The 26,506-nt window shown below is 60.6% G+C and carries 13 protein-coding genes and 2 pseudogenes; 6 read left to right on the top strand and 9 right to left on the bottom strand.

The window, feature by feature from the left end:
• Positions 1–296: 296 nt before the first annotated feature.
• Positions 297–1,946, bottom strand: coding sequence for an HNH endonuclease family protein (locus tag GR328_RS19170; protein ID WP_160886646.1), 1,650 nt, complete (start codon positions 1,944–1,946; stop codon positions 297–299).
• Between the two features lie 652 nt (positions 1,947–2,598).
• Between GR328_RS19170 and GR328_RS27550 the strand changes: the two are divergent.
• Together GR328_RS27550 and GR328_RS19165 are read left to right on the top strand one after the other, a co-directional pair.
• Positions 2,599–2,986 (top strand): annotated as a pseudogene (locus GR328_RS27550) (CmlA/FloR family chloramphenicol efflux MFS transporter); the annotation flags it as partial.
• A 209-nt stretch (positions 2,987–3,195) separates the two neighbouring features.
• Positions 3,196–3,561, top strand: coding sequence for a nuclear transport factor 2 family protein (locus GR328_RS19165; protein ID WP_160886644.1), 366 nt, complete (start codon positions 3,196–3,198; stop codon positions 3,559–3,561).
• An 866-nt stretch (positions 3,562–4,427) separates the two neighbouring features.
• On the opposite strand, the gene GR328_RS19160 is transcribed toward GR328_RS19165, so the two are convergent.
• The 4 genes from GR328_RS19160 to GR328_RS28330 all read right to left on the bottom strand — a co-directional run bounded on the left by GR328_RS19160 (position 4,428) and on the right by GR328_RS28330 (position 9,510).
• On the bottom strand, positions 4,428–4,811 hold the full coding sequence (locus GR328_RS19160; protein ID WP_160886642.1) for a hypothetical protein: 384 nt from the start codon (positions 4,809–4,811) through the stop codon (positions 4,428–4,430).
• Positions 4,804–7,236 carry a bifunctional DNA primase/polymerase gene (locus GR328_RS19155; protein ID WP_160886640.1) on the bottom strand — a complete coding sequence of 811 codons (2,433 nt, stop codon included), beginning with the start codon at positions 7,234–7,236 and terminating at the stop codon, positions 4,804–4,806. Before GR328_RS19155 ends, GR328_RS19160 begins: the two co-directional genes overlap by 8 nt.
• Before the next feature lie 182 nt (positions 7,237–7,418).
• A complete protein-coding gene (locus tag GR328_RS28610; RefSeq protein WP_425487051.1) occupies positions 7,419–7,628 on the bottom strand; it encodes a helix-turn-helix transcriptional regulator in 210 nt (69 codons plus the stop codon).
• Positions 7,629–8,229: 601 nt separating this feature from the next.
• Positions 8,230–9,510: an integrase arm-type DNA-binding domain-containing protein gene (locus tag GR328_RS28330; protein WP_160886636.1), complete on the bottom strand. Its 1,281-nt coding sequence runs from the start codon at positions 9,508–9,510 to the stop codon at positions 8,230–8,232.
• Positions 9,511–10,319: 809 nt separating this feature from the next.
• Here GR328_RS28330 and GR328_RS19140 point away from each other — a divergent pair.
• Entirely contained in the window at positions 10,320–16,928 is a 6,609-nt protein-coding gene (locus GR328_RS19140) for a DUF4347 domain-containing protein (protein WP_160886634.1), read from the top strand.
• A 159-nt stretch (positions 16,929–17,087) separates the two neighbouring features.
• Positions 17,088–17,855, top strand: coding sequence for an outer membrane protein (locus GR328_RS19135; RefSeq protein WP_160886632.1), 768 nt, complete (start codon positions 17,088–17,090; stop codon positions 17,853–17,855).
• Between the two features lie 541 nt (positions 17,856–18,396).
• Here GR328_RS19135 and GR328_RS19130 read toward each other — a convergent pair.
• Together GR328_RS19130 and GR328_RS19125 are read right to left on the bottom strand one after the other, a co-directional pair.
• Complete coding sequence (locus GR328_RS19130; protein ID WP_160886630.1) at positions 18,397–18,999, bottom strand: PAS domain-containing protein; 603 nt, start codon at positions 18,997–18,999, stop codon at positions 18,397–18,399.
• 144 nt (positions 19,000–19,143) lie between these two features.
• Complete coding sequence (locus tag GR328_RS19125; RefSeq protein ID WP_160886628.1) at positions 19,144–19,377, bottom strand: hypothetical protein; 234 nt, start codon at positions 19,375–19,377, stop codon at positions 19,144–19,146.
• 406 nt (positions 19,378–19,783) lie between these two features.
• Between GR328_RS19125 and GR328_RS19120 the strand changes: the two genes are divergently transcribed.
• Entirely contained in the window at positions 19,784–22,408 is a 2,625-nt protein-coding gene (locus tag GR328_RS19120; protein ID WP_160886626.1) for a bifunctional diguanylate cyclase/phosphodiesterase, read from the top strand.
• Between the two features lie 168 nt (positions 22,409–22,576).
• Here GR328_RS19120 and GR328_RS19115 read toward each other — a convergent pair.
• Together GR328_RS19115 and GR328_RS19110 are read right to left on the bottom strand one after the other, a co-directional pair.
• A pseudogene (locus tag GR328_RS19115) lies at positions 22,577–23,073 on the bottom strand (tyrosine-type recombinase/integrase).
• 355 nt (positions 23,074–23,428) lie between these two features.
• Positions 23,429–24,445: an LLM class flavin-dependent oxidoreductase gene (locus tag GR328_RS19110; RefSeq protein ID WP_160886624.1), complete on the bottom strand. Its 1,017-nt coding sequence runs from the start codon at positions 24,443–24,445 to the stop codon at positions 23,429–23,431.
• Positions 24,446–24,803: 358 nt separating this feature from the next.
• On the opposite strand from GR328_RS19110, the gene GR328_RS27545 reads away from it, so the two are divergent.
• Positions 24,804–26,471: an IS630 family transposase gene (locus tag GR328_RS27545; RefSeq protein WP_246215970.1), complete on the top strand. Its 1,668-nt coding sequence runs from the start codon at positions 24,804–24,806 to the stop codon at positions 26,469–26,471.
• Positions 26,472–26,506 lie beyond the last annotated feature (35 nt).

Here is a 26,506-nt window from a genome sequence, read left to right as displayed (position 1 = left end):
CCAGGTGCCGAGAGTAAAACGCCAGAGCCTTCGAGAATGGCTTTAATCTCGGTCAAATTGCGAGTGTCTTCCAGCACATGAACTGTGGTTAGGTTACCGCCCTCCTTCGTCTCGCAGCCAGAGACTGCCGGACACGGCGCGGAGGGTGTCCGATATGAAAGCTTCCGCAGAAGGCACATCTGTAGGCAACAAGTCCCCGTAGCCACCTGATAGCTGAAGCGGCCAATTCTTCTGATAGAAACCGTTGCTTGCCTTCGCAGGATCTGCGTCGTTGTCTGCGCTTCGATGCCATAGGATCAGCGCGTCGGTGGGGCGTCGCGCGGGGGAAGAGTGGCCGCCAGTTCCACAAGTGAGGCGACAGGAGCCGCATCCAGCCGGCTCCATACCTTGCCCAAAGCGACTCTGCTGACCTGTGTCTCGGTGATCCCGAAGTGCCTCGCTAGCGTGCTGCGGCGCCAGCCGCCTTCGAGTAGCATGCGCTTTAACAAGGCCGCCTGAGCCTCGTTCATCGGGCGCTTTGCTTCCCGCGGCGCACGGAGGTCTGCTCCGTCTACGGAGAAATCCACGGGAGGTAGGGAGCCGAGGTAAGATGATGCCTCGAAATCAGACATGGCCGTTAGGTTGCTGTAGCTGCGCCCTGTCACGATTCCGAAGAAGGTGCGCTTCCCGATGTGTGGAAAGGCCAGCATGATTGTGTCGTTCGACCAGCGATTGCTGGCCTTCATGTAGCGCAATAGGCGTACGTTCTCGTTTGTCACGACTGACTTGCCGTTCATCTCGGCTTGGCGGAATCTCGGGTTCTCTCCCTCCTGGACGTCCGCCAGGGGCAGATCGAAGCCGGGTTTTTGAGATCCGTGGACGTGGCCCCATTTTCTGCCGGACTTGACCTCGGCAATGGTCGGCTGACTAACGCCAAAAAGGTCCGCGATGATCGGTTGGGTCCACAGCTTCTGTTCTAGCATCCATCTGATCTCCCGGATGGCAGTTTCGTCGAGAACGGTGTTCCATCGATCTGGCCCCAGAGGCTTGCGCCCTCTAGACGTCATCTGGTCGACGTTCTCTTGCCGCGTGCCCAGATTGAGGTGATCGGGGTTGACGCAGTGCCGCACGTCACATTCGTGGCACACGTCGAGGTGCTTCACGCCCTTCCAGAACCAGTCCCTAATCTGTTCCCGCGTGCCTTTGAATGCATAGTAAGAGTAGGCGTGCGCATCCTTCTGGACGTTCATCGCCGTCAGCGTGCCATACCCATTGGGCTTAAGGGGCCTGGTCCAGACCCAGCACGGCCCTAACCCGTCGCGGATTTCGGGGCCTTCTACCAACGATGATCTTATCCTCGCTTGGATGCCCTCGCGCTCTCGTAGGAATCTGAGGAATAGCCTGTTCGACTCCTTGAGGAGATCCTCCGCTGCGCGGGTAATCTCGTCATGCATGGATTCCAGTTTGACTATGACTTCGTCGATAGATACCCGCACCTCCGCGAGACGCATGCGTGCTTCCGCCGTCACAGTCGCGGCGAGTCCGAAATCGCGGTTGTAGATCGCGTTCTGCCGTGGTGTGCAGGGCACCAGGTTTGGAAGGAAGTTGTTGTCTTTACGCCCGTCCAGATGGTTGACGTCGAGGCTTTCGTCCAAAAGTTGGACGCCCAGAAATGCGGAAACCACCACACGATGGAGAAGGCAGCTCTTCGCCCCATTCGCCATTGGGAACGAGATTGAGCGGTACCCGGTGTCTCCCTCGCGTTCCTTCTGCGCTCCCTGCTTGAGAGAACTCTGCGGGCCGAACACGCGGCCGTCGATCGTCACTACATACTCGGGGTTATCAGGATGCCTGACTGCGAGCGGAAAGTTGCCAAGTACGAACGTGATCCACGGCAAAGGATCCTCATTGGCCCTGCTCATCAGGGAGGTGGCCATCGGCCGGGCGGCGTCGTTCAGTAACATCATCGTCAGATTCTGGCTTGGGGGAGCCATTATAGCTCTGGCATAGGGGAGGGACGAGACTTAGCGGCATCGCTTGCACGCCGATCAAGTCGGCATTCTCTCGATCAGGACGTTGACAATCGCGTCGTATGGGAGAAGGACCATGAATGATCGGTTCCCGATGGTGATCAGGCTCTCGTTCCGAAGGCAGTCGGTGTCACTGACTTCGATATTGGCATTAGTCCTAAACAGGTGCCGTCGCCCCTCGGCGTCCGTCACCTCAAGGAATGGTCCGATGCGCTGTATCCCTGATTCCATGGTTCGTCGTCCCTCAGTCGGACGAGAACATAGGCAGAATGCGGCAGGCCTGAAAATACCTCAAAAGTAGCATGACGAAATCCCAATAAACTATGGAAATGAATGGGAAAATTTCGTTTACGAAACCACGCAATTCTCAGGATTTTCTCGTTAACGAATTTATTAAGATCCGTCGACGAAACGGTCCGATTTTCACTCGTGAGTTCGTTGCGCTTCGGTGAGCTGAAGTATGCCAGCAAGGTTGGAATGGGATACTTCCATGAATTCCTTAAAGGTTTCGGGCAAGGGTGGAGCGGATCGAGCGGAGTAAACTGTCGGCGGGTCTTCCAATGGAAACGCTACATGCTTCGCCAAATAGTTTGTCGCTCGGTGGGGAACTCCCGCAGCCTTCCGAGAGGCATGGTGATGCTGCTCCTGGGTGCAGGGCTCCTGAGCATTGGACAAGCTTTCGGGGTTCCCTTCTTCTGGACATTCATCGTCCCTATGTGGGTTATGGCGACCGGTATCGTCTTCACCGTGTCGGAGACGGCGAACGGCGCCCTAAAAAAGTTCGGAGACATCACCGGGCGGCGGTGGCGCTGCATTTCTGCGTGCAGAGCCTCATCGTGAGTATTGGTGGAACGGTGGCTGTGATCTGGTTGTAAGGTGGCACCACATGGCCGCTTGCAACATTCTCCTCGATCATGGCCATTGTGGTCCTGATCGTACCGGGATGGTCGCGTCATCGAGAGCGCGTGCAGGGGTGATCGAACGAGAAGTCGGGCATCTCGCCCGACTTCATCAATTCCTTCGAGAGAGCAGGAGCCTCGGTCGCATCTCATCGGCCATGCGAGGTGAATGCTGGTCGAACTGCTTCGATCTCGGTCCATTACCTCGGGCGTAATCGACGTCATCTCCAGCCTCGGCCATGGTTCTCACGCCGGAACTGATCTGACCATCAAACAGGAGACATTCCATGACCGACGCTGCATCCATCGCTACCCGCTACATCGCCCTCTGGAACGAAGCCGACCAAGACCGTCGCAAGGCACTCCTGGCGGACCTCTGGGCCGAGGCAGGCACCTACCGCGATCCTCTCATACAAGGTGAAGGCCATGACCAGATCGATGCCCTGATCGCTGGCGTGCAGGGACAGTTCCCGAACTTCCGCTTTACCGTCGTGGGACAGCCCGACGGCTACGGCGATCAGGTGCGCTTTTCCTGGCAGCTTGGTCCGCACGGCAGTGACGGCCCCATTAAGGGCACTGACTTCGCGACCCTCGAGAATGGCCGCCTCAAGAGCGTGGTCGGCTTTCTCGATCAGGTGCCGGCTGCGGCCTGAACCGCCGGCGAGGGCTGGGCCGCATCACCAGCTGCGCCAGTCCTCGCGCACCCCTTCCAGCAGCTCCGACGACGACCGAACTTCCCGACAGAGGATTGTCCGATGGCACTAAGTGCCGCTTCCTGCATCCGGTCTTCGAGAATGAACAATGACGAGCACGTGCATTCAGGGATTGGTGACTGGAAGAGCGTTGCTTCTAGGTCACCGCATTTGGTCTGCAGTGAGACAGCATGGGACACCATGAGATGCCATGGCACAGATTGAGACGGCCTGAGACTAAATGGAACAGCATGGGACAACCGGCGAAACGTAAGCAGATCAAATGCGTAATTGATTAGCCCTGAGACAGCATGGGACACCATGGCACGGATACGGACAGCATGGGACAAGGTGAGACGTTCTGGGACATTGGAAGTCGCTTCGGGTCCTTCCCGCGTCAGTGGTTCACCGAGGGGGGCGCTGAGCGCCGTCTGTGACAGTTTTCAGAATTTTTTCCAAAAGCGTTCAGGGGTACTCTCGTCGTAAGCCGCTGACGGAATCATGACGTAATTAGATAGACATAAATGTATGAACTATAATGATAACTTTATTTATCTTTCAATTTCGTCAAAACGTCACGCAGGGTGGGGTATGCTCGTTCCCCTCAAAATTCTCCATCGCCAGAATTGCCATCTTCGACGATATTGCCCAAACCCTTGTGGGGTAAGGGTTTGAAGCGTCATGTTCCGTCAACGGCCCATGACGAAATCACACCGCCGCGGGGATTCACGTAACGTCCCTGTCGGGTCCCGGCGTGTGACGAAGCTTTCGGCTTTTCTGGAGAATTGGCGCAAGAAAAACCCCGCCGAAGCGGGGCTTGTTGCGGCTCAGTCTTTCGGACGCAAATCACCCCTGGTGTAGAAGCCGGGTGCGAGCTGAGTCATTAGCATGTCCGTTCGCCCGTCATGCCATTTAGTGGGTTTCAGGTGTTCGGCCTTAATCAGGTGCTCCAGGGTGAGGTCGAAGTTTCTCGAGAAACCCACGGCGTCCCTATCAACCGACCAAAGACACGCCACCGACAGATCGGACCGTGAGACGTACTGCGCTCTGCGGGTGTATATCCAATCCTTGATCCACGTTGCCCATTGAAGCATGTCGGTGTGAGTGAACTCGATTCTTCTGAGAAGAAAGTCCATATCTTCCTGCAACTCTTCGAGAGTGCCAGCTTTACGCACGGCACGCCGTAGGACTTTGACATCGTGATTATTCATTATCATTCTCCTTTAAGTTGGTAGCTCTTCGCTTCATGGCGACATAGGCCCTGCGCTTCCGCCCCACCCGTCCCGTCTTGATTTCTTCCAGACGAATTTGTCCGTTGCGCTCCAGCCGGGCCAGGACCTCCTCACCATCGCGGATGCTGAGGCGGCTGAAGGATCGGCACTTGCGCGCGATCTCACGTTTCGTGAGGCCGCTCGCACGCGCGAGAGTGACCATCTGCACCACCTCGTCGCATACACCCTCCATCTCCGTCTTCCCGAGGTTGGCGGAGAAGTCCTCGATCATCTGTTTGTGGTAGTAGGACACGTAGTCCCACGCCCATTCGAGGTGCTTGAGCCGGATGATCTTGCTCTCGCAACTAACAGCGATGATGAGCGCCAAGCGCATCGCGATTTCGCGCGTGCGCCCGTAAAGAGAACCCATGCCGTTCTCCTGGTTCATGGCGTTCATCTTTTTGATCAGCTCCTTCTCATACTCTCGAAGCTTGCACAGACACTCATCGTCGAAGGGGACGACCCTCGGCGGGAACACGTAATCGGGTTTTCCAAATGAATGGTCGTTGTCATCCTCCGTACCGCCGTGAGCATTGACGTACTTCTTCACCCATTCGATCAGTTCAGGGGGGACTTCCGCATCCGGCACATCCTCTCGACTCAACTGAATTCCAAGTAAGCTTCGAACGATGAGGAAGCGGTTCAGATAACCCGATTGGACCTCCTTGTTCGAGATCGCCTCATAGAACGTCTCTGGCGTAGTCATGCCCGCTTGCACGAAAGCCGGTCGGATGACTTTTCGGTTCCTCGCAGCCTCAATTTGCTCCTTGGTAGCCCTAGCCATCGAGTAACCAATGCCACGCACGATGCCGTGTGGACGCCCGAAAAGCTCCAACTGAAGTTTCCGTGTCTCACGTTTGAGGGTGTTGTTGGCATCTCGGCCTGTGGATAGATAGATGCCGTACTCGTCCGTGACTGAGATCGTGCGTGGCGACTCCGTCAGATGCCAGAAGATCGCCGCACCTGAGCTGAATTCTTCCGGCGCAATAAGCGAACCCACACCCGCGGCTTCGAGAACATCATCAATTACCGTCTTGAAATGCTCTTTTCCGGCGGCAGTCGGAGCCACGTTCAGGAAGTACAGAGTTGGGTAGTTCCTCTTGTTCGTCACGAAATTGCGACTGAGCGTGACAGATCCAATGGCGAGAGCCACTTGCACGGCGAACTGCGGCTGCGGCTTCTCTGCCGTGTCGTTGTAGTAGTCAGTGGCGAGTCCCAACTTCCCAGGCGGGCGTAAGAGGCGTTTCGGCACGTCGAGCTGGACCGGCGCCTCTTCCAGATCTAGATCATCAAACTGGTCCCTGAGCTCCTGATGGTATGCCGCAGTCTCCTCATCCTCGAACTCGTCTGCATACCCCGCACGTTCGACCGCGCGCTTTGCCTCTTTCGCCGCTTTCATCACCGTTCGCATTGTAATAGGGCGCCTCGCGCGTCCCTTATATGAGTCCCAATGCTCGCGTTGTTTCTTATCGTATTTGGGGCTCTCTTTAGAGTATGCGTCCCAAATCCTGAATCCGGTTTCGGAACCTCTGAACTCGTGCTTGAGCGCCATGCCGAGATTGCGCCATCCCTCGAATTCATCGCACCAATAGGTCTTGTCGAGCCAGGGAAGTGCCGCCTCAATCTCTTCCACGTCGAGTCCGATAGGTTCGGAATCGTACTCAGCCTCATCGTCCTCTTCGGGGTAGACAAGTTGCTCGATTAACTCCTCAGCAATATAAGGCAGTTTGGCGGATGGATCGAACGGGACTATCCACTCATAGGCTTTCCCGCTTATGGGATGAATCGACGGCGGGAGGACGACCTGTTTTCCAGTGCCGAACAGCTCGATTTCCCAGGCCCGATGTGGCTTCCCATCTTCACCCGTCACCATCTCCTTGCTCTTTGCGAGCTTCCTTGACGGGAATGGCTTATCAGTTAAGAAGTAGATGTGACACGACTTGCCGCCCGACCCTGATTTGACGCGCGGCCAGGACCAAACATCATATCCTGGGAATAGGTCTTCGACCGTGTCCAAAGCTTCGTCTGCCCTCTCAGGATCGTGTATGTCTACATCGACGACATGCAGGAACAGTCCGTCGATCATCGACCACTTGCCGAGACGGATACCGACGTTCATGCCTTCGCGATATTCCCGCGTCAGTTTGTCGAGAGAGGCAATCGGCGCAATTGACCAATCGTTTCCGATAGGCCGTTTGGTTCGTTCGTGGAGCAGGATGACCGATGCTCCTATGCGAATAAGATGTTCGATGCTTTGAAGAACGGCATGCTCTTGAGCACGCGCTCGTCGAGTGATGGGAAACGGTGAGGGGACCGCCTTCGTCTGCTTGATGTGTGCAGGAATGCACTTCTCGTGTATAGTCATGACAGCACTGAATGTTTGAGTTCGCCCGCGTCTGAAGATCTGTCCGGGTGAAGACCTGCTTGCCGGACGGTCTTTAATCTTCAAGACGAAGGCGATCTGTCGTCGAGGTACAGCGCTCCGTTCGCCGGATGCGCTGCCCCGTCGCTGGGATTAAGATTCTAGCGAAAAGGAGAGGGGGAGCTTTAGTGCTCCGCGCACTCCATTTGCGCGATGTATGCGTTAATGGCGTCAGGCCGATAGCGAATCGGGGCGCGTTTTCCGCGACCCAACCGCATCCACTGAGGACCTTGCCGTTGGCTCCGCCACCATATGGCCGTGGCTGGGGCGATGCCGAGTATGGCCGCCACATCCTCAGTGGTTAGAAGTCGTTGTAGGCCATCGCCCCGCAGCACGACTTGGGTTTCAATCGAAGGCTTCGAGATCTTCTTGGTTGATAATACCCCTGAACGGTCTGTTAGATGCGGGCTGCGGCTGGAGCACGCACTTAGATTATTGCTCACTTTAGTCCTCAGTATAGGTCACTTGTGACGCTTTCAGCCAAGCGTCACCTCAGGCGTTCTCCAACGCCAATGTATGCGAGACATTTGAATATAAGCAAGTATATATTGAAGGTAATTTTGTTTGAAATATAATTCACGTAGGACCATTGGCCCGAATACTTGATATATTGCTATCATTGTGAGCAAACGAGGGGCCTGGTTGACGCGCGTGGTTATATCAACTTGATGTTGACATTGCTGACGCTCTCAAATGAAGAGAATTTGCTCTAACAATTGAGCTAAGTGACTGTCGGCAGATCGGTTTTTGAGTGAGGAGGTCCGCTTTCGCCGCTATCGTGGCGTCTCGCATCACAACGCCGTCTAGGACTACCTGTTCGCTCCTCACGGGTCGGCCAACGACCATCGCCAGCTGTCGCACCAGACTGGAGCTCGAGCACCGCGATCTGTGCGGATAACTTCCAGTCGGCAGCGAGTTGGCTGCGTCAGTCTCAATTTATAGCGCGGCCTCGGCGACTCGGTTGGAGTTGAGGCTGACACTCTCGATACCACTTAAACCCAATCCAGCGGCATGCGTGAGGAGACGGTCCCAAGCATCAAACGCAGCGCGTCGCTCCTTCAGCAGGGGAGCACGGTTGTACACGCCTACAATGCCACCAAACGTGCCTGAGATGTGGTTGATCGCTCGCTCAATGACAGGAATGTCCACGCCCAGCTGATCATGCGCATGCGTGACGAAGCTGCGGCGCAGATCGTGCAAGGTCCAGCGGGGCAGGGGACTGGCTGCGGGATCAACAGCTCGCTGCAGCTCCAGCACCTTGGCATCAAGCCGCCGCTTGGCCTTTGAGAGGGCGCCAAACACCGTCCCGTGTGCGGTCGAGAAGACAAGATCCCGGCCGTGCCGACGGGAGGCGAGAATTGCCAGCGCCGCAGGTGACAGGGGCACGTCATGCGGGCGCCGGTTCTTGGTCCTCTCGGCCGGCAAGCGCCAAAGCCTCTCCGCGACATCGACCTCGCTGTGCGGCATCTCGAACACCTCGGACCGGCGCTGGCCCGTCAGCATGAGAAAGCGCACGGCGGCGCCATAGGTGTCATCCGGCTCCAGGGCGGCCCGGTAGATCAACCCAAGCTCATCCAGTGACAGGACGCGCTCGCGCCGTACATCCCGGCCGGCCGGAGCCGTATCGCGGACCGGGTTCTCGTCACACAAGCCCACGGACCGAGCCCAGGAGAACATCTTGCGGATCACTGCCCGGGCGAGGTTAGCCTGCCGGATGCCGCGCTCAGCGATGCCGTGAAGAGCATCGGCGATGTCCGCGCGGGTGACTTCATCAAATGGCTTGTTGGCCAGCGGCTCGAACAGGTAGGTCAGGATGCGCCGGTACTCGGCTGCTGTTCTGGGTCTCAGGCGAGGGTCCACGTACTTGGTCAGGAACTCGTCACGCACATCAGCAAAGGGCCGCTTACGTACGCGATCCAGTTCGCTCTGCCGCTTCTCCGCTGAGGGGTCTCCGCCACGGGCGACCTGCCCGGCCAGATCGCGGGCCACCCGCCTGGCATCCTCCAGCCCGAGCTTGCGTACATCGCCGATGGTGACCATCCGAGCCGGAGCGCTGCGACTGGCACCCGCGCGATAGCGGTAGACGTAGCGCCGCTGGCCGGAGGGATAGACTCTCACCCCGAAGCCTGGAGTGGCCTCATCCCACACAGCATATTCTTTGGCTTGGATCGGCAGAGATCCGACCCGACTGGCAGTGAACTTGATACGCTCTGGCACGGCTTGCCCCCGGTTTCCGTGCGCACCCCGTGCGCACGCTACTTCGATTATGGTGCAGCTTATTCGGGTTTATTCGGCTTATTCAACGCCGGAAAGTCGAGTCTACACAACTACTTAGCTCGAAATTTGTTGTGCCGCAAGGATTGGCGCCGACTCACTCTTTCTAACTTTTAATCAGAGGGTCCTGGGTTCGAGTCCCAGCGCGCTCACCAAGCCCCTTCAAGCACTTAGATGCTGAACAGGCTTGGCCCTGCTTCCCAGAAAACCGGATTGGGAAGCGTATGGGAAGCAAGCTCAACAAAATTAGCTTTTCCCCTGCTATCGCATCGGTTCACTCGCCGGTCGAACCCTACTGCGAGAATCAACGAACGTCAGGAATCAGCCAGACAGCGGACCTTATTACGGTCGCGCTGAATGACTCAGTTTGACCCAAAGCTGACTGTAGAGGTGAGCGGTCATGGCTGGCCAGTCGCCTTAGCTATTCTTCCCCCAAGCGCTGCACGTTTCGCATCCGTGGCAAAATTGCGACACGCTGTCTCGGAAATGCCTGGAGCCCAGCCACCCAATAGCCGGCTTTGTGCTGGGATATAGGTAGTTATGCCTATGAAATGCAACGTCAATCTTCACTGCTGGAAAGCCCCTGAACACAGTATTGCGCAAAGCTTCGTCGTCCTTGATCCGGGCTACTACGCATTGACCTTGCGTCAGGTGCGTGTTGATCCTGCGCCCAAAGGTCTGACTATGCCGGGTCCGCAAGGCCCAAATGGTAACGATGTATAACGGTCGGACGCTGCACATGTGGGGCACCAATGACGACCGACATCCTTCCGGCTGGCGACGGCGGTTATTCTCTGTGCAGCAAGTCTGCTGAAGCCATTGGCGCGAAGTTGGCCAAGACAGAGATCGTCTTCATTGACACATCGGTGAGCGATTACGAGACGCTGGCGAACGGTGTCCGGCCGGGCGTGGAGGTGGTGCTGCTCGACAGCACACGGGATGGTCTGGCGCAGATCGCCGATGCCCTGGTGGGGCGAAGCGGCATCGATGCGGTGCACGTGATCAGCCACGGGAGCGAGGGGCTCCTGGCGCTCGGCTCCGCCCGTGTCACCCTGGACAACCTCGATGGCTATTCCGACCAGCTCGCCACGATCCGCACGGCTCTCTCCGCTGAGGCCGACCTCCTTCTCTACGGCTGCGATGTGGCGGCCGGCGAAGCGGGGCGCGCGTTCGTAGAAGCCCTGGCCGAGGCCATCGGCGCCGACGTGGCGGCATCGACGACCCCCGTGGGAGCTGTAGCGCTCGGTGGCTATTGGGAGCTCGACACCCGGATCGGAAACGTCGACACCGGGAACTGCGTCTCACCGGAGGTGCAGAGCGATTATGGCCATGTCCTCGTGGCAGGGCCGGCTACGTTGCAGTTCGATAGCCCCAACGGCGGCCAGCTCATCGAAGACGGCATCGCGACGGACGGCGAGAACGGCTCGGACGACATCGACGGCAAGACCATCGACATCTATGTCATCGACCCGACAACCGGGGAACGGCTGACCTCAGGCGGTGACCTCTGGTACATCCACCCGGATACGCAATACTTCGAAGGCTTCGTGAGTTCGATCACCTTGCGCGGCCCTGACGGCGTGGACAATGGGTTTGCCATCAAGTCCCGTGACGGCGCCAATTTCGCGCTGACGTCATTCCAGCTCGGCGACTGGGGGTACTGGGAACCAACAAGCTACACCGTCGAGGCATTCGATGACGGCGTCAGCATGGGCGGCCAGGAATTCATTCTGGACCAGGCCTACTTCTCCGAGTACTTCACCCTCACCCTGGATCCCGTTTTCGGGAACGTGGACGAGGTCCGCATCCACAGGACTGACGGCAAGCAGTCCTGGTTGGGCATCAACAACCTCGTCATCGATGACGCAACGCCTGCCGTGGACTACAACGACGCCCCAGTGGTGACGGTGCCTGCCGACCAGACCGTTGCTGAGGACACTACCCTGTCCTTCACGGGCGCCCGCCAGATCACCGTGGATGATCCCGACGACAACGGCGGCATCCTGAGGGCCGAGTTGCGGGTGGACAACGGCACGCTGAACGTGACGAACACGTCGGGCGTGACGGGCAACAACAGCGGCCTTCTCGTGATCACGGGAACCGAGGCGCACATCAACTCGGTGCTCTCAGGGCTCTCCTACCGCGGCACTCTGAATTTCCAAGGCAGCGACACCCTCGAGCTGAAGGTCTACGACAACGGCAACACCGGGGATCGTCCTGGATCGGTCACCACGCCCGGTGCCGGATACGAGGACGGCTCGTCCAACAAGCTGGTGACGACCCGCACCGTCGGCATCACGGTCACGCCTATCAACGACGCTCCCGTCTTCGGCAGCCTCGCAGGGCCGATCACCTACACGGAAAACGGGGCCGGCGTAGCGCTGGACGCCGACGCGACGATCTCCGACATCGAGCTGAGCGGACGCAACGGCGGAGACGGCGACTGGAACGGCGCGGTCCTGACGATCGCCCGCTACTCGGGTGGTGCCTTCTCCCCCAACGCCAACGACATCTTCGAGACTTCCGGGACGCTCGGGTTCTTCTCGACGGGGGCGGAATCCGGCAACGTCGTGGTCGGCGGCACGACTGTCGGCACCTACTCGTTCCCGGTCGGAGGAAGACTCGAGATCACGTTCAACGGCGCCGCGACCAACGCAATGGTCAGCTCGGTGCTCCAGCAGATCACCTACCGTCATGATGGCGATGCGCCTCCTGCATCCCTGACGCTGCGGGTCCAAGTCGTCGACGGCAACACCGGCATCGCCGACCAGGGTAGCGGCGGCAGCAAAATGGCGACCTACAACCTGACGGTCAACGTGGCCCGGACAAACGACGCTCCCGGCCTTGCCGGGCTCGACGCCAGGCCGACCTATGTCGAGGACAACCCGTCTGTCGTGCTCGACGGCAGCGTCAACATGTTTGACGCGGAACTCGATGCCGCCAACAACTGGAGCGGGGCGACGCTGACGCTCCGCCGCGACGGCGGGGCCGACTCCCAGGACGTGTTCGAAGGCTCCGGCACCCTGACGCTGTCGGGCAGCAACGTCATCCTGGCCGGCACCACCGTGGGTTCCTACACCATGTCGGGCGGGCAACTCACGATCATCTTCAACTCACAGGCAACCTCTGCCCTTGTCGATGCGGTGGCACAGCAGATCGCCTACCGCAACACCAGCCACAACCCGCCCGCATCAGTCGACATCGCCTGGATCGTAAACGACGGCGGCAACAGCGCCAGCCAGGGCGGAGCGGCCCAGACCACTGCGGTCACGACGACGGTCGACATCACGCCCGTCAACGATGCGCCGACCCTGACGGGGCTGCCGGCCTCGGCTTCGCTCGTCGAAGGCTCCGCAGCGACCCGGGTCGCGCCCTCCGTCACCTTGTCCGATGTCGACAGTGCCAACTTCAACGGCGGCTCCCTGAGGCTGGAGTACGTCTCTGGCGGCGAGGCAGCCGACCTACTGTCGATCCGCAACCAGGGAACGGGCGCAGGCCAGATCGGCTTCGACGGCACGACGGTGACCTATGGCGGCATCGTCATCGGCACCGTCTCCGGCGGCGATGGCTTCAACCCCCTGGTAGTGACCTTCACGTCTTCGGGCGCAACGCGCGCGGCGGTCGAGGCACTGATCGAGAACCTGACCTTCGCCAACACGTCGGAGCATCCCGACATCGCTCCGCGCATCGCCCGACTGACCCTGGTCGACGGCGACGGAACGTCGAATGGCGGCACGGACACCTATGTCTCTCCTGACATCGTCCTGACCGTCTCGCGCGTCAACGATACCCCCTCGCTCTCGGGACTCGGCGGAACGGTCGGCCACACGGAGGGCGGCGCCGCCACCGTGCTTGTAGTCGGCGCCGCACTGACCGATGCCGAACTCGACCAACGCGGGAGCTGGGCCGGAGCGACCCTGACGATCGAGCGCCAGGGCGGCGCCGATTCGTACGACCAGTTCGTGGGATCGGGATCCCTGATCCTGGACGGCTCCGGTAACGTGGTTGTCTCCGGTACCACGATCGGCACTTGGTCGGGTGACACGGCTGGCCGTCTTGAGATCACTTTCAATGGCAACGCCACCCCGGCTCTGGTCGACCAGGTGGCGCAAAACATCGCCTACCGCTACGTCGGCGATGCCCCGCCGGCGAATGTCGTCATTGGCTGGACGCTCCGCGACGGCAATACGGGCATCACGGATCAAGGGAGCACCGGCATTCCGCTGACAGGCACTGGCTCGGTGACGGTAAACCTGACGGACACCAACGATGCCCCCGTCCTCGCCGACACGGCACTTTCGATGAGCGTCAACGAGGACGCGGGCCAGCCGGTCGATGGGGTGCTCTCGGGCATCCTCGTCTCCGACCTGGTCGGCGGCATAACGGACCCTGATCTCACCCCCGGCCGCGGCATCGCCATCGTCTGGGCGGACTCCTCGCACGGCACTTGGTGGTTCTCCACTGACGGAGGTGCCTCCTGGTCGGCCCTCGGGTCTCCATCGGGGAACGCCGCACGGCTTCTGGTTGCCGACGGGAACACGAGGCTCCATTTCGCGCCGAACGATGGCTACATCGGCACGGTCCCGGCTAGCCTCACCATCCGCGCCTGGGACCTGTCCGCCGGAAGCAACGGCGGAATGGCCAACATCGATGCCCTCGGTGTCGGGGGAACCTCGCCGTTCAGCGCCCAGACGGACACCGTCCACCTAACCGTCGTCGGCATCAACGAGGCCCCGGTCGTCACGGTCCCGACGACGGTCTCGGCCGAGGAGGACGTACCGGCTGCTCTGACAGGCGTCAGCTTCTCGGACGCCGATGCCGGATCGGGGATGGTGACTGCCACCTTCTCCGTGCCCTCCGGATCACTGGCTGCCGTCAGCGGGAGCGGGGTGACCGTGAGCGGGACGGCTTCGGCGATGACGCTGTCGGGTACCATCGCCGACATCAACGCATTCATTGCCTCGGGCAAGCTGACATTCCTCGGCGCGCCCAATGCCAGCGATACCGTCAAGGTTACGGTCAGCGTCATCGATAACGGCAACACCGGATCTGGCGGCACCCGGATCGACGAGGCCGAGTTCGACCTCGTGGTCTCTCCCGTGAATGACGCGCCGACCAGCGCGGACGGCGCCGTCACCTTGCCCGAGGACGGCTCCTACACGTTCAAGCTCGGCGACTTCGCGTTTGCCGATCCGATCGATGCCTCCGCCCCGAATACGCTCACGGCCATCATCATCGAGGCCCTGCCGGTTCGCGGCACCCTGTCCCTGAACGGCGTTGCCGTCACCCAGGGGCAGGAGATCGGAGTTGCCGACATCGGCAAGCTCGTGTTCACTCCGGTCCCGAACGAGAATGGTGGCGGCAGCCAGTACAGCGGGTTCACGTTCCGGGTGCAGGATAACGGTGGAACGGCGAACGGCGGCAGCAACACCTCCGGGCCGTACGAGATGCGGATCGATGTCACCGCGGTCGACGATCCCGCCGTGATCGGCGGCACCGCCACGGGCGCGGTCACGGAAGACGTCAGTCTCGTCGCCTCGGGTGTCCTGACGGTCTCGGACATTGACGACAGCGTGTCTGGCTTCCAGGCCCAGGCCGAGGTGAAGGGCACTTACGGTACCTTCTCCTTCGACCACACCACGGGAGAGTGGACCTACGTGCTGGACAACGACAGCCCGGCGGTTCAGGCCCTGAACTCAGGCGAGGTCCGACAGGAGACATTCACCGTCAAGTCGCTCGACGGCACAGAGGGAACCGTGACCGTCAGCGTGAACGGCACGAAGGATGCCGACGTGATCGACGGCGTGGACGTGGGCCGCACCGAGACCGTCAACGGGGACGGCTCAGTCTCGCAGGTGGTGACGATCCCGGTCGTGACGGGAGGCCGGAGCGAGACAGACGGCGACGTCCGTTACGCCGACATCCCGCTCGTGGCCGTCGGCGGCCGGAACGTGCTTTCCGTCCAGCTTGGGATCGGCATCGGCCTGACCGCCTCAGGTCTTGCTGCGCCGAAGCCGGCGGGCTCCTCGCTTGCAGACCTGATCCGCCAGATCAAGGCGCACACGCCAGTAGGGTCGGCCGACCAGGCCTCCCTGACGGGCGGCGGCTCTGGTTTCTTCGCCAGCCTGCCGACGAACAAGCCGCTCATTGTGCAGAGCCTTGTCGCCACCCAGAGCGGAGCCGTCTCGGGCATTCCGCTGGTGATCAGCGGCAGCCCGGACGCGAGCGCCCCGCCAACCGCTCTCGTGATCGATGCCCGAGGCCTTGCCGCAGGCACAACCATCGCGCTCCAGAACGTCGCCTTCGCGGCCGTGATCGGCAATGTTCGGGTCACAGGCGGCGCAGGCTCTCAGGTAGTGTACGGCGACAGCGCCGGCCAGCATATGGTGCTCGGGGCCGACGACGATACGCTGCACGGCGGCGCAGGCAACGACTATGTCGGCTCGCTTGGCGGCAACGACTGGCTCTACGGTGACGGCGGCAACGATACTGTGTCGGGCGGCATCGGCAATGATCGCCTGTACGGTGGCTCCGACAACGATCGGCTGCTTGGGGGTTCGGGCCATGACCGGCTCTATGGTCAGACGGGCAACGACACCCTCGACGGTGGCACCGGCAACGACAGCCTCTATGGCGGGGGTGGCAACAACCGGCTGCTCGGTGGCTCGGGCACTGACACCCTCGATGGCGGCACCGGCAATGACACCGTGTCGGGCGGCACGGGTGCCGATCGGCTGATCGGCGGCTCGGGCAACGATCGTCTGAACGGCGATACAGGCAACGACCGCCTCGAGGGCGGCTCAAACCATGATCGTCTTGACGGCGGAACCGGCAATGACGCCCTCAAAAGCGACAGCGGCAACGACACACTCATGGGCGGGTCGGGCCACGACAGCCTCTGGGGTGGCTCGGGCACCGACCGTCTCGATGGCGGTGCTGGCAACGACACCCTGAAGGGCGAGACCGGCAACGACTGGATCGTGGGCGGCTTGGGGCGTGACAATGTGTGGGGCGGCTTCGGCCGGGACGTGTTCGACTTCAACTCCGTCAAGGAGAGCCGGGCGGGGTCGCAGCGCGACATCATTCAGGACTTCAAGTCGGGTCAGGACCGGATTGATCTGCGCGGCATCGATGCCAACGAGTTGCGCAAGGGCAATCAGGCCTTCTCCTGGACAGGATCGGATGGTCCCTTCCTGTTCCCGAAGGAGAGCGTGGCCTTCCTGAAAGCAGGCTTTACCGGCCAGGCAGGAGAGCTGCGGTACGATCGCGGCATCCTGATGGGCGACACGGACGGAGACCGCAGGGCCGACTTCCAGATCAAGATCGTCGGCTCCTTCTCCAGCGGAGACGTTATCCTGTAAGCGACCATCGCGAGGCGGGAGGAGCTGCTATCCCGCCTCGCATACCTGTGTTCTAGCGCTGCCCGATGAGCAGCATCGACAGTCCCGTCTTGTTGCCCCCGTGTGACAGTCCTCGCGCCGGTCTTGTCTTATCCTCGGGCCGAATCCTCGGAGATCGTGATGAAGAGCCTCTTCCTGTCCCTGTCAGCCCTGATCGCCGGGACAGCCATGGCGTCCGCCGCCGACCTGCCGTATCGCGCGGCTCCCGTTGCTCCGGTTCCAGCCGTTGCCGCCGTCAGCTGGACGGGCTTCTACGCAGGCGTTCACGGCGCGTGGCTCCGTGACGAGGGAGAGGCGCTGCGCACCGGGCTGTCGGGCGTCTCCCCTGGAGCGATTCCGGCCCGGGCGGGTCTGAGCGACAGCGGGCTCGGCGGTGGTGCCCAGATCGGGTACCTATGGGACTTCGGCAGCCTCGTGGCTGGCCTGGAGGCGGATCTGACCGCAATGGATGTGGGACGTACCCGCAGCTTCGAGGGTGTAGAGGATCCGTTCTCCTTGCGCACGGACCTGAGCTCGCAGATGAGCCTGTTCGGCAGCGTCAAGGGTCGGCTCGGCCTTGCGATGCCCAGCCTTGTGCCGTTTGTCGAACGCTCGCTGGTCTACGTCACAGGCGGTCTGGCCTATGCCCGGATCGAACACAGGAGCCAGATTACGGTCACCCCGCCTGGGGTGGGCCCACAGGCCAGCAGCGACGGCTGGAAGACCGGGTTCGTGCTCGGCGCCGGCACCGAGCACATGCTGACCGATAGCGTATCGCTCAAGACCGAGACGCTGTACTATAACCTGGAAGACGAGACGCTGACGCTCACGCGTGCTGGCGACCAGGCGCGCTATCGGCTTGAGAACGACGGCTGGATCAGCCGCGTGGGCGTGAACGTGCGCTTCTGATCCCAGCTAAGCTGCCGCGGGTTCAGGACAGGGCGGGCCTGCTCAGGCTCTCACCGGGTTCACCTCCTGACCTGTGATGCAGCCGAAACCACCTGTACCTTGCTTACCAGGATCGGCAGGTGCCTGTCAGCCTAGCCGGAACACGAGCTTGCGACGGGAACGTCCGGGTATGGCACCGAGCCGAAGTAGACCGAACGTCTGCTGACGCAGGGAACATCGGACGTTTCTGTGTGGCACGCGTCATCGCCTTGTGACCCGAAACGGCTCTTTAAAGAACCCATGAGCGTACTTTCTTCGAAGGAAGCCAAGGAGACCGCCCCTTGAGTCCCATCATTTCAGCAGGAGCCGCAAGACCTAAAAGACGTACTTGGCGTCTTTGAGGTTTTTTAGCCCGAGGAAAGGCTTTCCGAGGCCATCTCTCGACAGTTCATGTCCTCTGGGGCCGAAGCGTCTCATAGGAAAAGGTCATCACATTGCGTGGAGGCCATGGAGGTCCTCATAGAATCAGGACGGAAACACCTGCCTCACTGATGCCCTGCATCTACGCCCGCGCCCACTCGGTCCGGTCATAGCCCTCGACGAACAGGCCCGTGACCTGCCCCGATGCATTCTCAATGGGACGGTAGACAAAATCGATGATGTGCTCCTCAAGCGGGGCACTTGGCTTGGGCTGGACCATGATCCGCATCATGCGGCCAACGAACGCCTTTCTGGTTTGGTACACATGATCCAGCAACTCGTAATAGCCCTGTCCCCTCAGCTCCGGGAGCGCCTCCCGGACCGGTCGCCCGAGAAGCTCCCGGTGGCCGACAAGCCCAAAATAGGGATCGTTGGCGACCTCAAAGGTGTGATCGGCACCTCGTAGAACGGTCCTGAAAGCTCGGAACCCGGGGACGGGCAGTACGCTGACCTCCTGGGAGTTCATGAGGAGTTCCCGCGCGTTGCCAAGCTCTCCTGGCACGGCGAGAGGGGGGATGTCGCGTGAGGTGACAGTATCCCGGTGCCCATTGAGCGCCTCAATGGCGGCACGAGCATCCCGCCGGAACCGCTCCTTGAGCAGCTCAGGCTCACGCTCCCAGTCCCGTGCGCCTTCCAGGGAATAGTAGAAGGCTTGGGCCACCGCCTCGATCTCATCCTTGGCCATGCTCAGCCTCCAGACACGCAAACGCAACAGACTGCATCTGAGCGAGCAGTTCTTTCCTAGAAATAGGTGGGTCTTTGGGATTGTGAACCCATAGTTTGATCGAAAAGTTCCCGTGCCGTGCCCATACGATAGATCGCCTTGCTTTCAATCCAGGCCGGGGCAACTTACGGGTGTCTGATCCGGCTCCTTGGAGACCAACTGATTGTTGCTCTTGTCTTTTGCCGCTCGATGCTGCTCAAGCGTGGCAATGGCCAGCCGAGCCAGGTCCCGATGCTGTTCCGATACTGCGCTGATGTCGGGTTCCGAGCTCTTGGGAAAGGTAGAGCACCGTGATCGGGCAATGGCTCTGGCAACGGCCTCCACTTCGTCGTCAATCATCACACGCTCTCGCGAGCGACCGTAACATCATGACCGCTCAATCATACAACTGAAGTACTCTTCCACGAAGGGTTAAGCTTATAGCCGTACACACGCTATGCCTTCACACACGTTAATGCGATTGGCGGATCTTCTAGCATCGCATGTGGCGCACTGGATTGATCTCGGTCAATGCTAGGTAGTTAAAGATCTCGGGCGCGAACAAAGGGTTGCCGGGGCAAACTCAATAAGGGACCAGCCCGACCCGATGTTCTCCCAGCAACGGCAGCGGAATGGTGTGGTGGTGCAAGTGTATTGTTCTATCGAAGCGAAAGATTAGGCCGAATACCCTAATCGACAGTCCCGATGCTGTGGTTCAAAAATGATCCCCACTGCTCGGAGCCTCAATCGACAAAGACAACATGGAATGGACAATCACGCTACCACTGCCAGCGATCTGTCTCGCGATCTAGGTTTAGAGGTGGATGAAACGCTCTATCGCCACGCGGTCGAACTCAGCCAGCAGATCCCCTGGACGTCGGACGGGAAGGGCAGGATCATCCATGTCGGTCCGGGTTGGACCGACCTGCTGGACATCCCCTATGAGGAGTTACTCGGGAGCGGCTGGATCAGGCTTGTTCACCCGGACGATGTGGCGCGGGTTATGGAGACAAGGCGCAAGACCCTGTCCACGGGTGAGTCCTATCAGTGCGAGTACCGGATCAGGGTGGCCGATGGCAGCTATCGCTGGTTCCGGGCCCGGGCAGGAGCCCAGCGGGATCAGACCGGCGCGATTGCGCGCTGGTACGGCATCATCGAAGATATCCAAGACCGGAAGCAAGCTGAACTGATCCATCAGGGGCATACCCGCGTGTTGGAAATGATCGCCGCCGATCGTCCCCTTCACGAGGTTCTGGAAGCGCTCTGCCGTCTGGCCGAGGAGCAGATCCCCGCTGCCCGCTGCTCCATTCTGTTGCTGGACAGGGAGCGGCAGGTGCTTTGCCACGGAGCGGCACCGAGCCTTCCGGCACCCTACAACGCTGCCATCGATGGCTTACCTGTCGGACCTGGCGTGGGCTCGTGCGGGACCGCTGCCGCCGAATGCCGGAATGTGATCGTCACCGATATTGCCTCCGATCCGCTCTGGGCAGACTGGCGTGATGTGGCGCTGTTCCATGGCTTGCAGGCCTGCTGGTCCAAGCCTGTTCTGACGCGCTCCGGCGAGGTGCTGGGTACCTTTGCCTTTTACCACGGTGAGCGACGTGCCCCCACCGAAAGTGAAATGGCTCGCATCGATGCCGTTCGGCACCTGGCGGCTCTGGCGATCGAGCGCCAGCAGAATGAGGCGACACTCCGCGAGAGCGAGGAACATTACCGCCACTCGGTCGAATTGAATCCCCAGATCCCCTGGACGGCGGATCCCCAGGGCAACATCCTCGACACCTCCTCCCGATGGTATGAGCACACAGGCGTACCGGTCGAACGGGCGCTGGGTTCGGGGTGGCAGAGCGCATTGCACCCTGACGACGTGGCACCGGCGCAGGAGTGCTGGCAGCACTCTGTCATGAGTGGCGAGCCATTCGATACGGAATACCGTATCCGCCTGGCGGACGGGAGCTACCGCTGGTGTCGTGCACGGGCCGCAGCCCGGCGGAATCAGGATGGTGCCGTTCTGCGCTGGTACGGTACTGTCGAGGATATTCATGATAGGAAACTCGCCAAGGAGCACCTTCGCCACGCCGCCTATCACGACGATCTAACCGGCTTGCCCAATCGCCGGCTCTTTCACGAACGGCTTCGGCAGACGGTCGCCGAGGCCGCCCGTTCCCATAGGATGGTCGGTCTGTTGCTGATCGACATGGATCATCTCAAGAAGACAAACGACCGATTTGGACACGATGTCGGGGATACCCTCTTACAGGCCCTCGGCATGCGGCTGCGTAGCGCGGTCGGGGCCACCGATACGGTCGCTCGTCTGGGTGGGGATGAATTCGCCATCCTCCTTCCTGAGGTAGCGGACGAGACTCAGGTTGCCACGACGGCCAAGGCAGTTATGGCCCAGATGCAGGAGCCTCTCAGGCACCATGGCAGCACGCTTGAGTTCCGCATCAGCATTGGTGCCACTTGTGCCGCCGGGTCCGGCATGACGGCGGAGCAACTTCTGAAGCAGGCGGACCTTGCCCTCTACCACGGCAAGGTCCGCGGACGCGGCACGTTCACGATGTTCAATCCGGCCATGCGTGAGGCGGCGCAGCGGACGGCCTCGGCCCTGGAAATCGCTGGCAAGGCGGTGACGTTCGGCTGGATCGAACCCTTCTACCAGCCCAAGGTGGCGCCGGCCTCGGGCGCGCTGGGCGGCTTCGAAGCTCTTCTGCGCTGGCGCCACCCCAGGCGTGGAATCCAATCTCCGGGGGCGATTGCGCCCGCCTTTGATGATCCAGGTCTGGGCATTGCGATTGGCGAGCGCATGCGCATTCGGGTGTTCCGGGATATAGGCGGCTGGCTCGAAGCTGGGCTAGACGTCGGCCGGGTTGCCATCAACGCTGCGGCGGTCGAGCTCCGTCGCGGTGACTATGCCGAGCGGGTGCTTGAGGAATTGGGCTGGGCCGGCGTGCCGACGAGTTGCCTCGAGGTTGAGGTGACGGAAAGTGTCCTCCTCGATTCCAGCGCCGACACGGTCGAACGTGCGCTTCGCACTTTGAGCGCGGCCGGGGTGACGATTGCCCTTGATGATTTTGGCACTGGCTATGCGTCGCTGGCACACCTGAAGCGGTTCCCGGTGGACGTGATCAAGATCGACCGCTCATTCGTGAGCAAACTGGAAACGGACGCGGGAGATGCCGCGATTGTCCGGGCTGTTCTTGGCCTGGGTCAAAGCCTTGGCATCAAGGTGGTTGCGGAAGGCGTCGAGACCGCCGCACAGATGACCCTTCTTCGGGAGCAGGGCTGCGCCTTGGTACAAGGATATCACGTAGGGCGCCCGATGCCTGCGCAAGATGTGCCGCAGTTCATCGCAGCGCGGGCAAAGACGTGGTCATCTGATAGCAAGTGACATAAAGCCAAGCGATTTCAAGACTCGGGCCTTTGAGGCCTCCTGATGAAGGTCGAGTTTTGGCACGCGCCCGTCGTTTGTCCTGTGGCTGCTTGAGTCTCACATCCGGACCTTGTCTCGTAGCAGGCGCAGGCTGTGAGGCGGCTCGTCGGGAGCCGCCTCAGGCACTTAGATCTCAACTTGGTCTGCAATCAGAAGGGCGTCGTCGACGTCGATCCCGAGATGCCGAACAGTACTCTCGATCTTGGTGTGGCCGAACAGAAGCTGGACGGCCCGGAGATTGCCGGTTTTCCGATAGATCATCGAAGCCTTGGTCCGTCGCAGGGAATGGGTGCCGTAGGCTAAGGGATCGAGCTCGATTGAGCGAAGCTAGGCTCCAAGTAGACGGGCGTACTGGCGTGTTGTCATAGACCTTCGCCGATCGACACGGCTGGGAAAGAGTGGCTCGCCCTTGTGCAACTCTTTCTTCTCGAGCCAGCGCCCGACAGCTTCGCGGGTATGCTCCGTGATTTCGAACTGAACGAGACGGCCCGTCTTCCGCTACATGATGGTTGCTCGAGATCGCACCCGCCCATTGGGCGCCACATATCGACCCGGATCGCGACCAGGTCACAGACGCGCAGCTTGCTGTCGAGAGCGAGGTTGAACAGGGCCAAATACCGGATGCAGTTGGCGACTTAGAGCCTGACCCGAATGAACCAGATCTCCTTGACCTTCAGAGGCGGCTTGGGTCCAATCAGCTTGCCGCGGTTCCAAGGTGTTGTGGTGCGGAGAGGATGCTCCGCGATCCTGTCTTGCATTGCAGTTCTCCTGAAGAGAAGCCCCCGCCATGAAACATGGCCGTACCAGCCAACAGGAGATCAGATCCGGCGCCCCTTAGAATCTTCGTTAGCTTACCAGAGTTGGCCAGACGTTCCTTTCCTTTCGCCAATCTCCTGCTCTGATCCAAATGGAGACATCCGGGCGGTTGGCCTCAAGATCACGACGATTTGTTGGAGCGGCTGAACCACGGGCCGATCGTCATCGCCATCCCAGTGCGGGAGCCACATGCTTCAGGATCGTCTCGATGATATGGACATTGTAGGCGACGCCGAGCTGGTTCGGCACGGTCAGAAGCAGCGTATCAGCCTCTGCAACCGCCTCATCCGCCTTGAGTTCGTTCACGAGCTGGTCCGGCTCTCCAGCGTAGGAACGGCCGAAGATCGCGCGCATGTTGTCGAGGACGCCGATCTGGTCGCTGTCCTTGCCGTGCCCGAAATAAGCGCGGTCGCGGTCGTTCACGAGCGCGAAGATCGAGCGCGAAACCGAGATGCGGGGCTCGCGGGCATGCCCCGCCTCTTTCCATGCTTCCCTATAGCGGCGGATCTGCTTTGCCTGCTGGATGTGGAAAGGCTCGCCCGTCTCGTCTTCTTTCAGGGTGGAACTCTGGAGGTTCATGCCCCGCTGCGCCGCCCATACGGCAGTCGCATTGGAGGCAGCCCCCCACCAGATGCGCTCGCGAAGACCTTCCGAATGCGGCTCGGGGCGCAGCAGGCCGGGCGGGTTGGGAAACATCGGGCGTGGGTTCGGCTCAGCAAAGCCCTCGCCCTCGAGGACGTTGAGAAACACCTCTGCATGATGGCGGGCCATGTCGGCGTCGCTTTTGCCCTCCTCGGGCGCGTAGCCAAAATAGCGCCAGCCATCGATCACCTGCTCAGGCGAACCGCGGCTGATTCCGAGCTGAATGCGCCCGCCGCTGATCAGATCGGCCGCGCCGGCATCCTCAGCCATGTAGAGAGGGTTCTCGTAGCGCATGTCGATAACGGCTGTACCGATCTCGATGCGGCTTGTCCTCGCGCCGATGGCCGCCAGCAGCGGGAAGGGCGAAGCGAGCTGGCGCGCGAAGTGGTGGACGCGGAAGTAGGCGCCGTCTGCGCCAAGCTCTTCGGCCGCCACGGCAAGATCGATGGACTGGAGGAGAGCATCACGGGCTGACCGTGTCTGTGACTGCGGTGAGGGCGACCAGTGCCCGAACGAGAGAAAGCCAATCTTCTTCATGAGGCGGTCCTCTGCAAATGCGTTCAGCCGGTTCGGTACCAGAACAGGCAGATTCGCTGCCCGTACCAAAGATTCCGTAGGATTGTCGCCCCGACAGGTCAATGTGGCCGCAGGTCCGCTTCAGCAACTCAAATCGGACCTTCTGAAAAGACGAGGGGTTTCCCAGTGAGCGAAACTCAGCGCTTGACCCGAGAGTCACTGCCAGGCCTCCTAGCTCTGGTCAAAACCACGGACCATTCCACGGGAGGTTGTTAGCAGCGGAATGCGTGCGGCGGCCCGGCCGCGCAGAATTCACTTCTTGTCTGAATTCTGTTACAATTGCTCCGTGAGCGAGCACCATCGCGCGTGAGGTCACCTCATGTACAGCGACCCTGAGCAATGGGCGCGGATCCGATACCGGGTTCTGGTCGAAGGGGCCTTGCGCAGCCAGGTCGCGCGCGAGACTGGCATCAGCATGAATACGGTGCGCAAGATGCTGCGCGAGCGGCAGCCGGTGCCCTATGGCCCGCGAGAGCGGGTCTTTCCCAAACTGGGACCATACTTGCAGACAATCCGGCAGATGGCGTCGAGCGCGGAACATCCAAGTTCATCCTACCGCGAGATCTACAGGCACATTCGCCAGCAGGGCTTCAACGGAGGGTACGACACCGTCCGAAACTACATCAGATCGCTCAAGCCGACCGATCGCATGCTGTGGGAAGCCGCCTATGATGAGATCCGAGGCTTGGACAAACAATCCGCCGTCAACCTTCTGATGCGTGTGGCCCGACAGTGTCGAGCGAACGAACGGCAGAACCTTGCATCGTCCAGAGTTCGCAAGACGCACAAGGAGGTGACGCGGCAGGCTGCCTTCACGTGGTTGCGTCAGCTTCTGCAACACAGGATGCCAGCAGCCGACCTGCGGCGGGAACTGGGCCAGGTGCCGAACCTCGACGTGCTGCTGGGCCGGCTTCATGACGGGGACCGCCACACACGCAATCGGGCGCTGGTGGTCCTCGGCAGCTTACGCGGCTGGCCGTCGACTGCGATCTGCGCCTTTCTCGGCATCGAGAAGAAGACGTACCGCAGCTACTGTCAGGCTTATGGCCGGGGCGGCGCATCAGCCCTGTTTGCACCCCGGGCCCCACCCCGCAGGAAGGTTGATAGCGAGTCACTAAAGAGTCTTATCTTCACGATCCTCCATGAGCCGCCACTCAACTACGGCATCAATCGGACGGCCTGGACCATGGGCACGTTGCAGCACGCTCTCGCAGAGAAAGGGAGCCCTGTGTGTCGGGATACGATCCGCAAGATCACACACCAGGCAGGCTGGCGCTGGCGCAAAGCTCGTAAGGTGCTCACATCGACAGACCCGGACTACTCTGAGAAGGTTCGGACCCTGCGCTCAACCCTCGCATCACTGCAAGCTGACGAAGCCTTCTTCTCGATCGATGAGTTCGGGCCGTTCATTGTGCGGCGGCAGGGCGGCAGAGCCCTGACACCCCCTGGTACGGTACGAACCGTCCCCGCACGGCAGAAGGCGCGCGGCACGCTGATCCTCACGGCGGCCCTGGAGTTGTCGAAGAACCAGGTCACTTATGTCTACAGCGAAAGAAAGAACACGGCCGAGATGATCCGGCTGACAGAGATCCTCGTCACGAAGTATGCCGCCTGCCGTCAGCTTTACCTGTCCTGGGACGCGGCTTCCTGGCATACGTCGAACCAGCTCAGGGACTGGCTGGCGCAGCACAATGCCGACGCTCAGGTTAGGGGCGGACCGCAGATCAAGGCTGTGCCGCTGCCATCCTGTGCTCCGTTTCTGAATGTCATTGAAGCCGTCTTCAGCGGCATGGCGCGTGCCGTCATCCACAACAGCAACTACCCGTCTGCGGAGGAGGCCAAGGCGGCGATCGACCGTTACTTTGTCGAGCGCAATGCCCACTTCCAAGCCCACCCGGAGCGAGCGGGCGAGTGGGTGTGGGGGCTCGAGCGACAGCCGGCCGTGTTCTCGGAGGCCAACACCTGCAAAGATCCCGCATACCGGTGACCGGTGCTCGGGTATTCTGACGTTTACAGCCGGTG

This window comes from Microvirga makkahensis (genome assembly GCF_009830105.1).
Taxonomy (GTDB): Bacteria; Pseudomonadota; Alphaproteobacteria; order Rhizobiales; family Beijerinckiaceae; genus Microvirga; species Microvirga makkahensis.
The sequence above is the reverse complement of the archived record's forward strand: the minus strand, read 5'-3'. Positions and strand labels throughout refer to the sequence as shown.

Coding starts and splice junctions, on each gene's coding strand:
- GR328_RS19155 (WP_160886640.1), bottom strand. CDS start 7,236: ATGACTATACACGAGAAGTGCATTCCTGCACACATCAAGCAGACGAAG.
- GR328_RS19110 (WP_160886624.1), bottom strand. CDS start 24,445: ATGAAGAAGATTGGCTTTCTCTCGTTCGGGCACTGGTCGCCCTCACCG.
- GR328_RS19120 (WP_160886626.1), top strand. CDS start 19,784: ATGGACAATCACGCTACCACTGCCAGCGATCTGTCTCGCGATCTAGGT.
- GR328_RS27545 (WP_246215970.1), top strand. CDS start 24,804: ATGTACAGCGACCCTGAGCAATGGGCGCGGATCCGATACCGGGTTCTG.
- GR328_RS19130 (WP_160886630.1), bottom strand. CDS start 18,999: ATGGCCAAGGATGAGATCGAGGCGGTGGCCCAAGCCTTCTACTATTCC.
- GR328_RS19140 (WP_160886634.1), top strand. CDS start 10,320: ATGACGACCGACATCCTTCCGGCTGGCGACGGCGGTTATTCTCTGTGC.
- GR328_RS19165 (WP_160886644.1), top strand. CDS start 3,196: ATGACCGACGCTGCATCCATCGCTACCCGCTACATCGCCCTCTGGAAC.
- GR328_RS19135 (WP_160886632.1), top strand. CDS start 17,088: ATGAAGAGCCTCTTCCTGTCCCTGTCAGCCCTGATCGCCGGGACAGCC.
- GR328_RS19125 (WP_160886628.1), bottom strand. CDS start 19,377: ATGATTGACGACGAAGTGGAGGCCGTTGCCAGAGCCATTGCCCGATCA.
- GR328_RS19160 (WP_160886642.1), bottom strand. CDS start 4,811: ATGAATAATCACGATGTCAAAGTCCTACGGCGTGCCGTGCGTAAAGCT.
- GR328_RS19170 (WP_160886646.1), bottom strand. CDS start 1,946: ATGATGTTACTGAACGACGCCGCCCGGCCGATGGCCACCTCCCTGATG.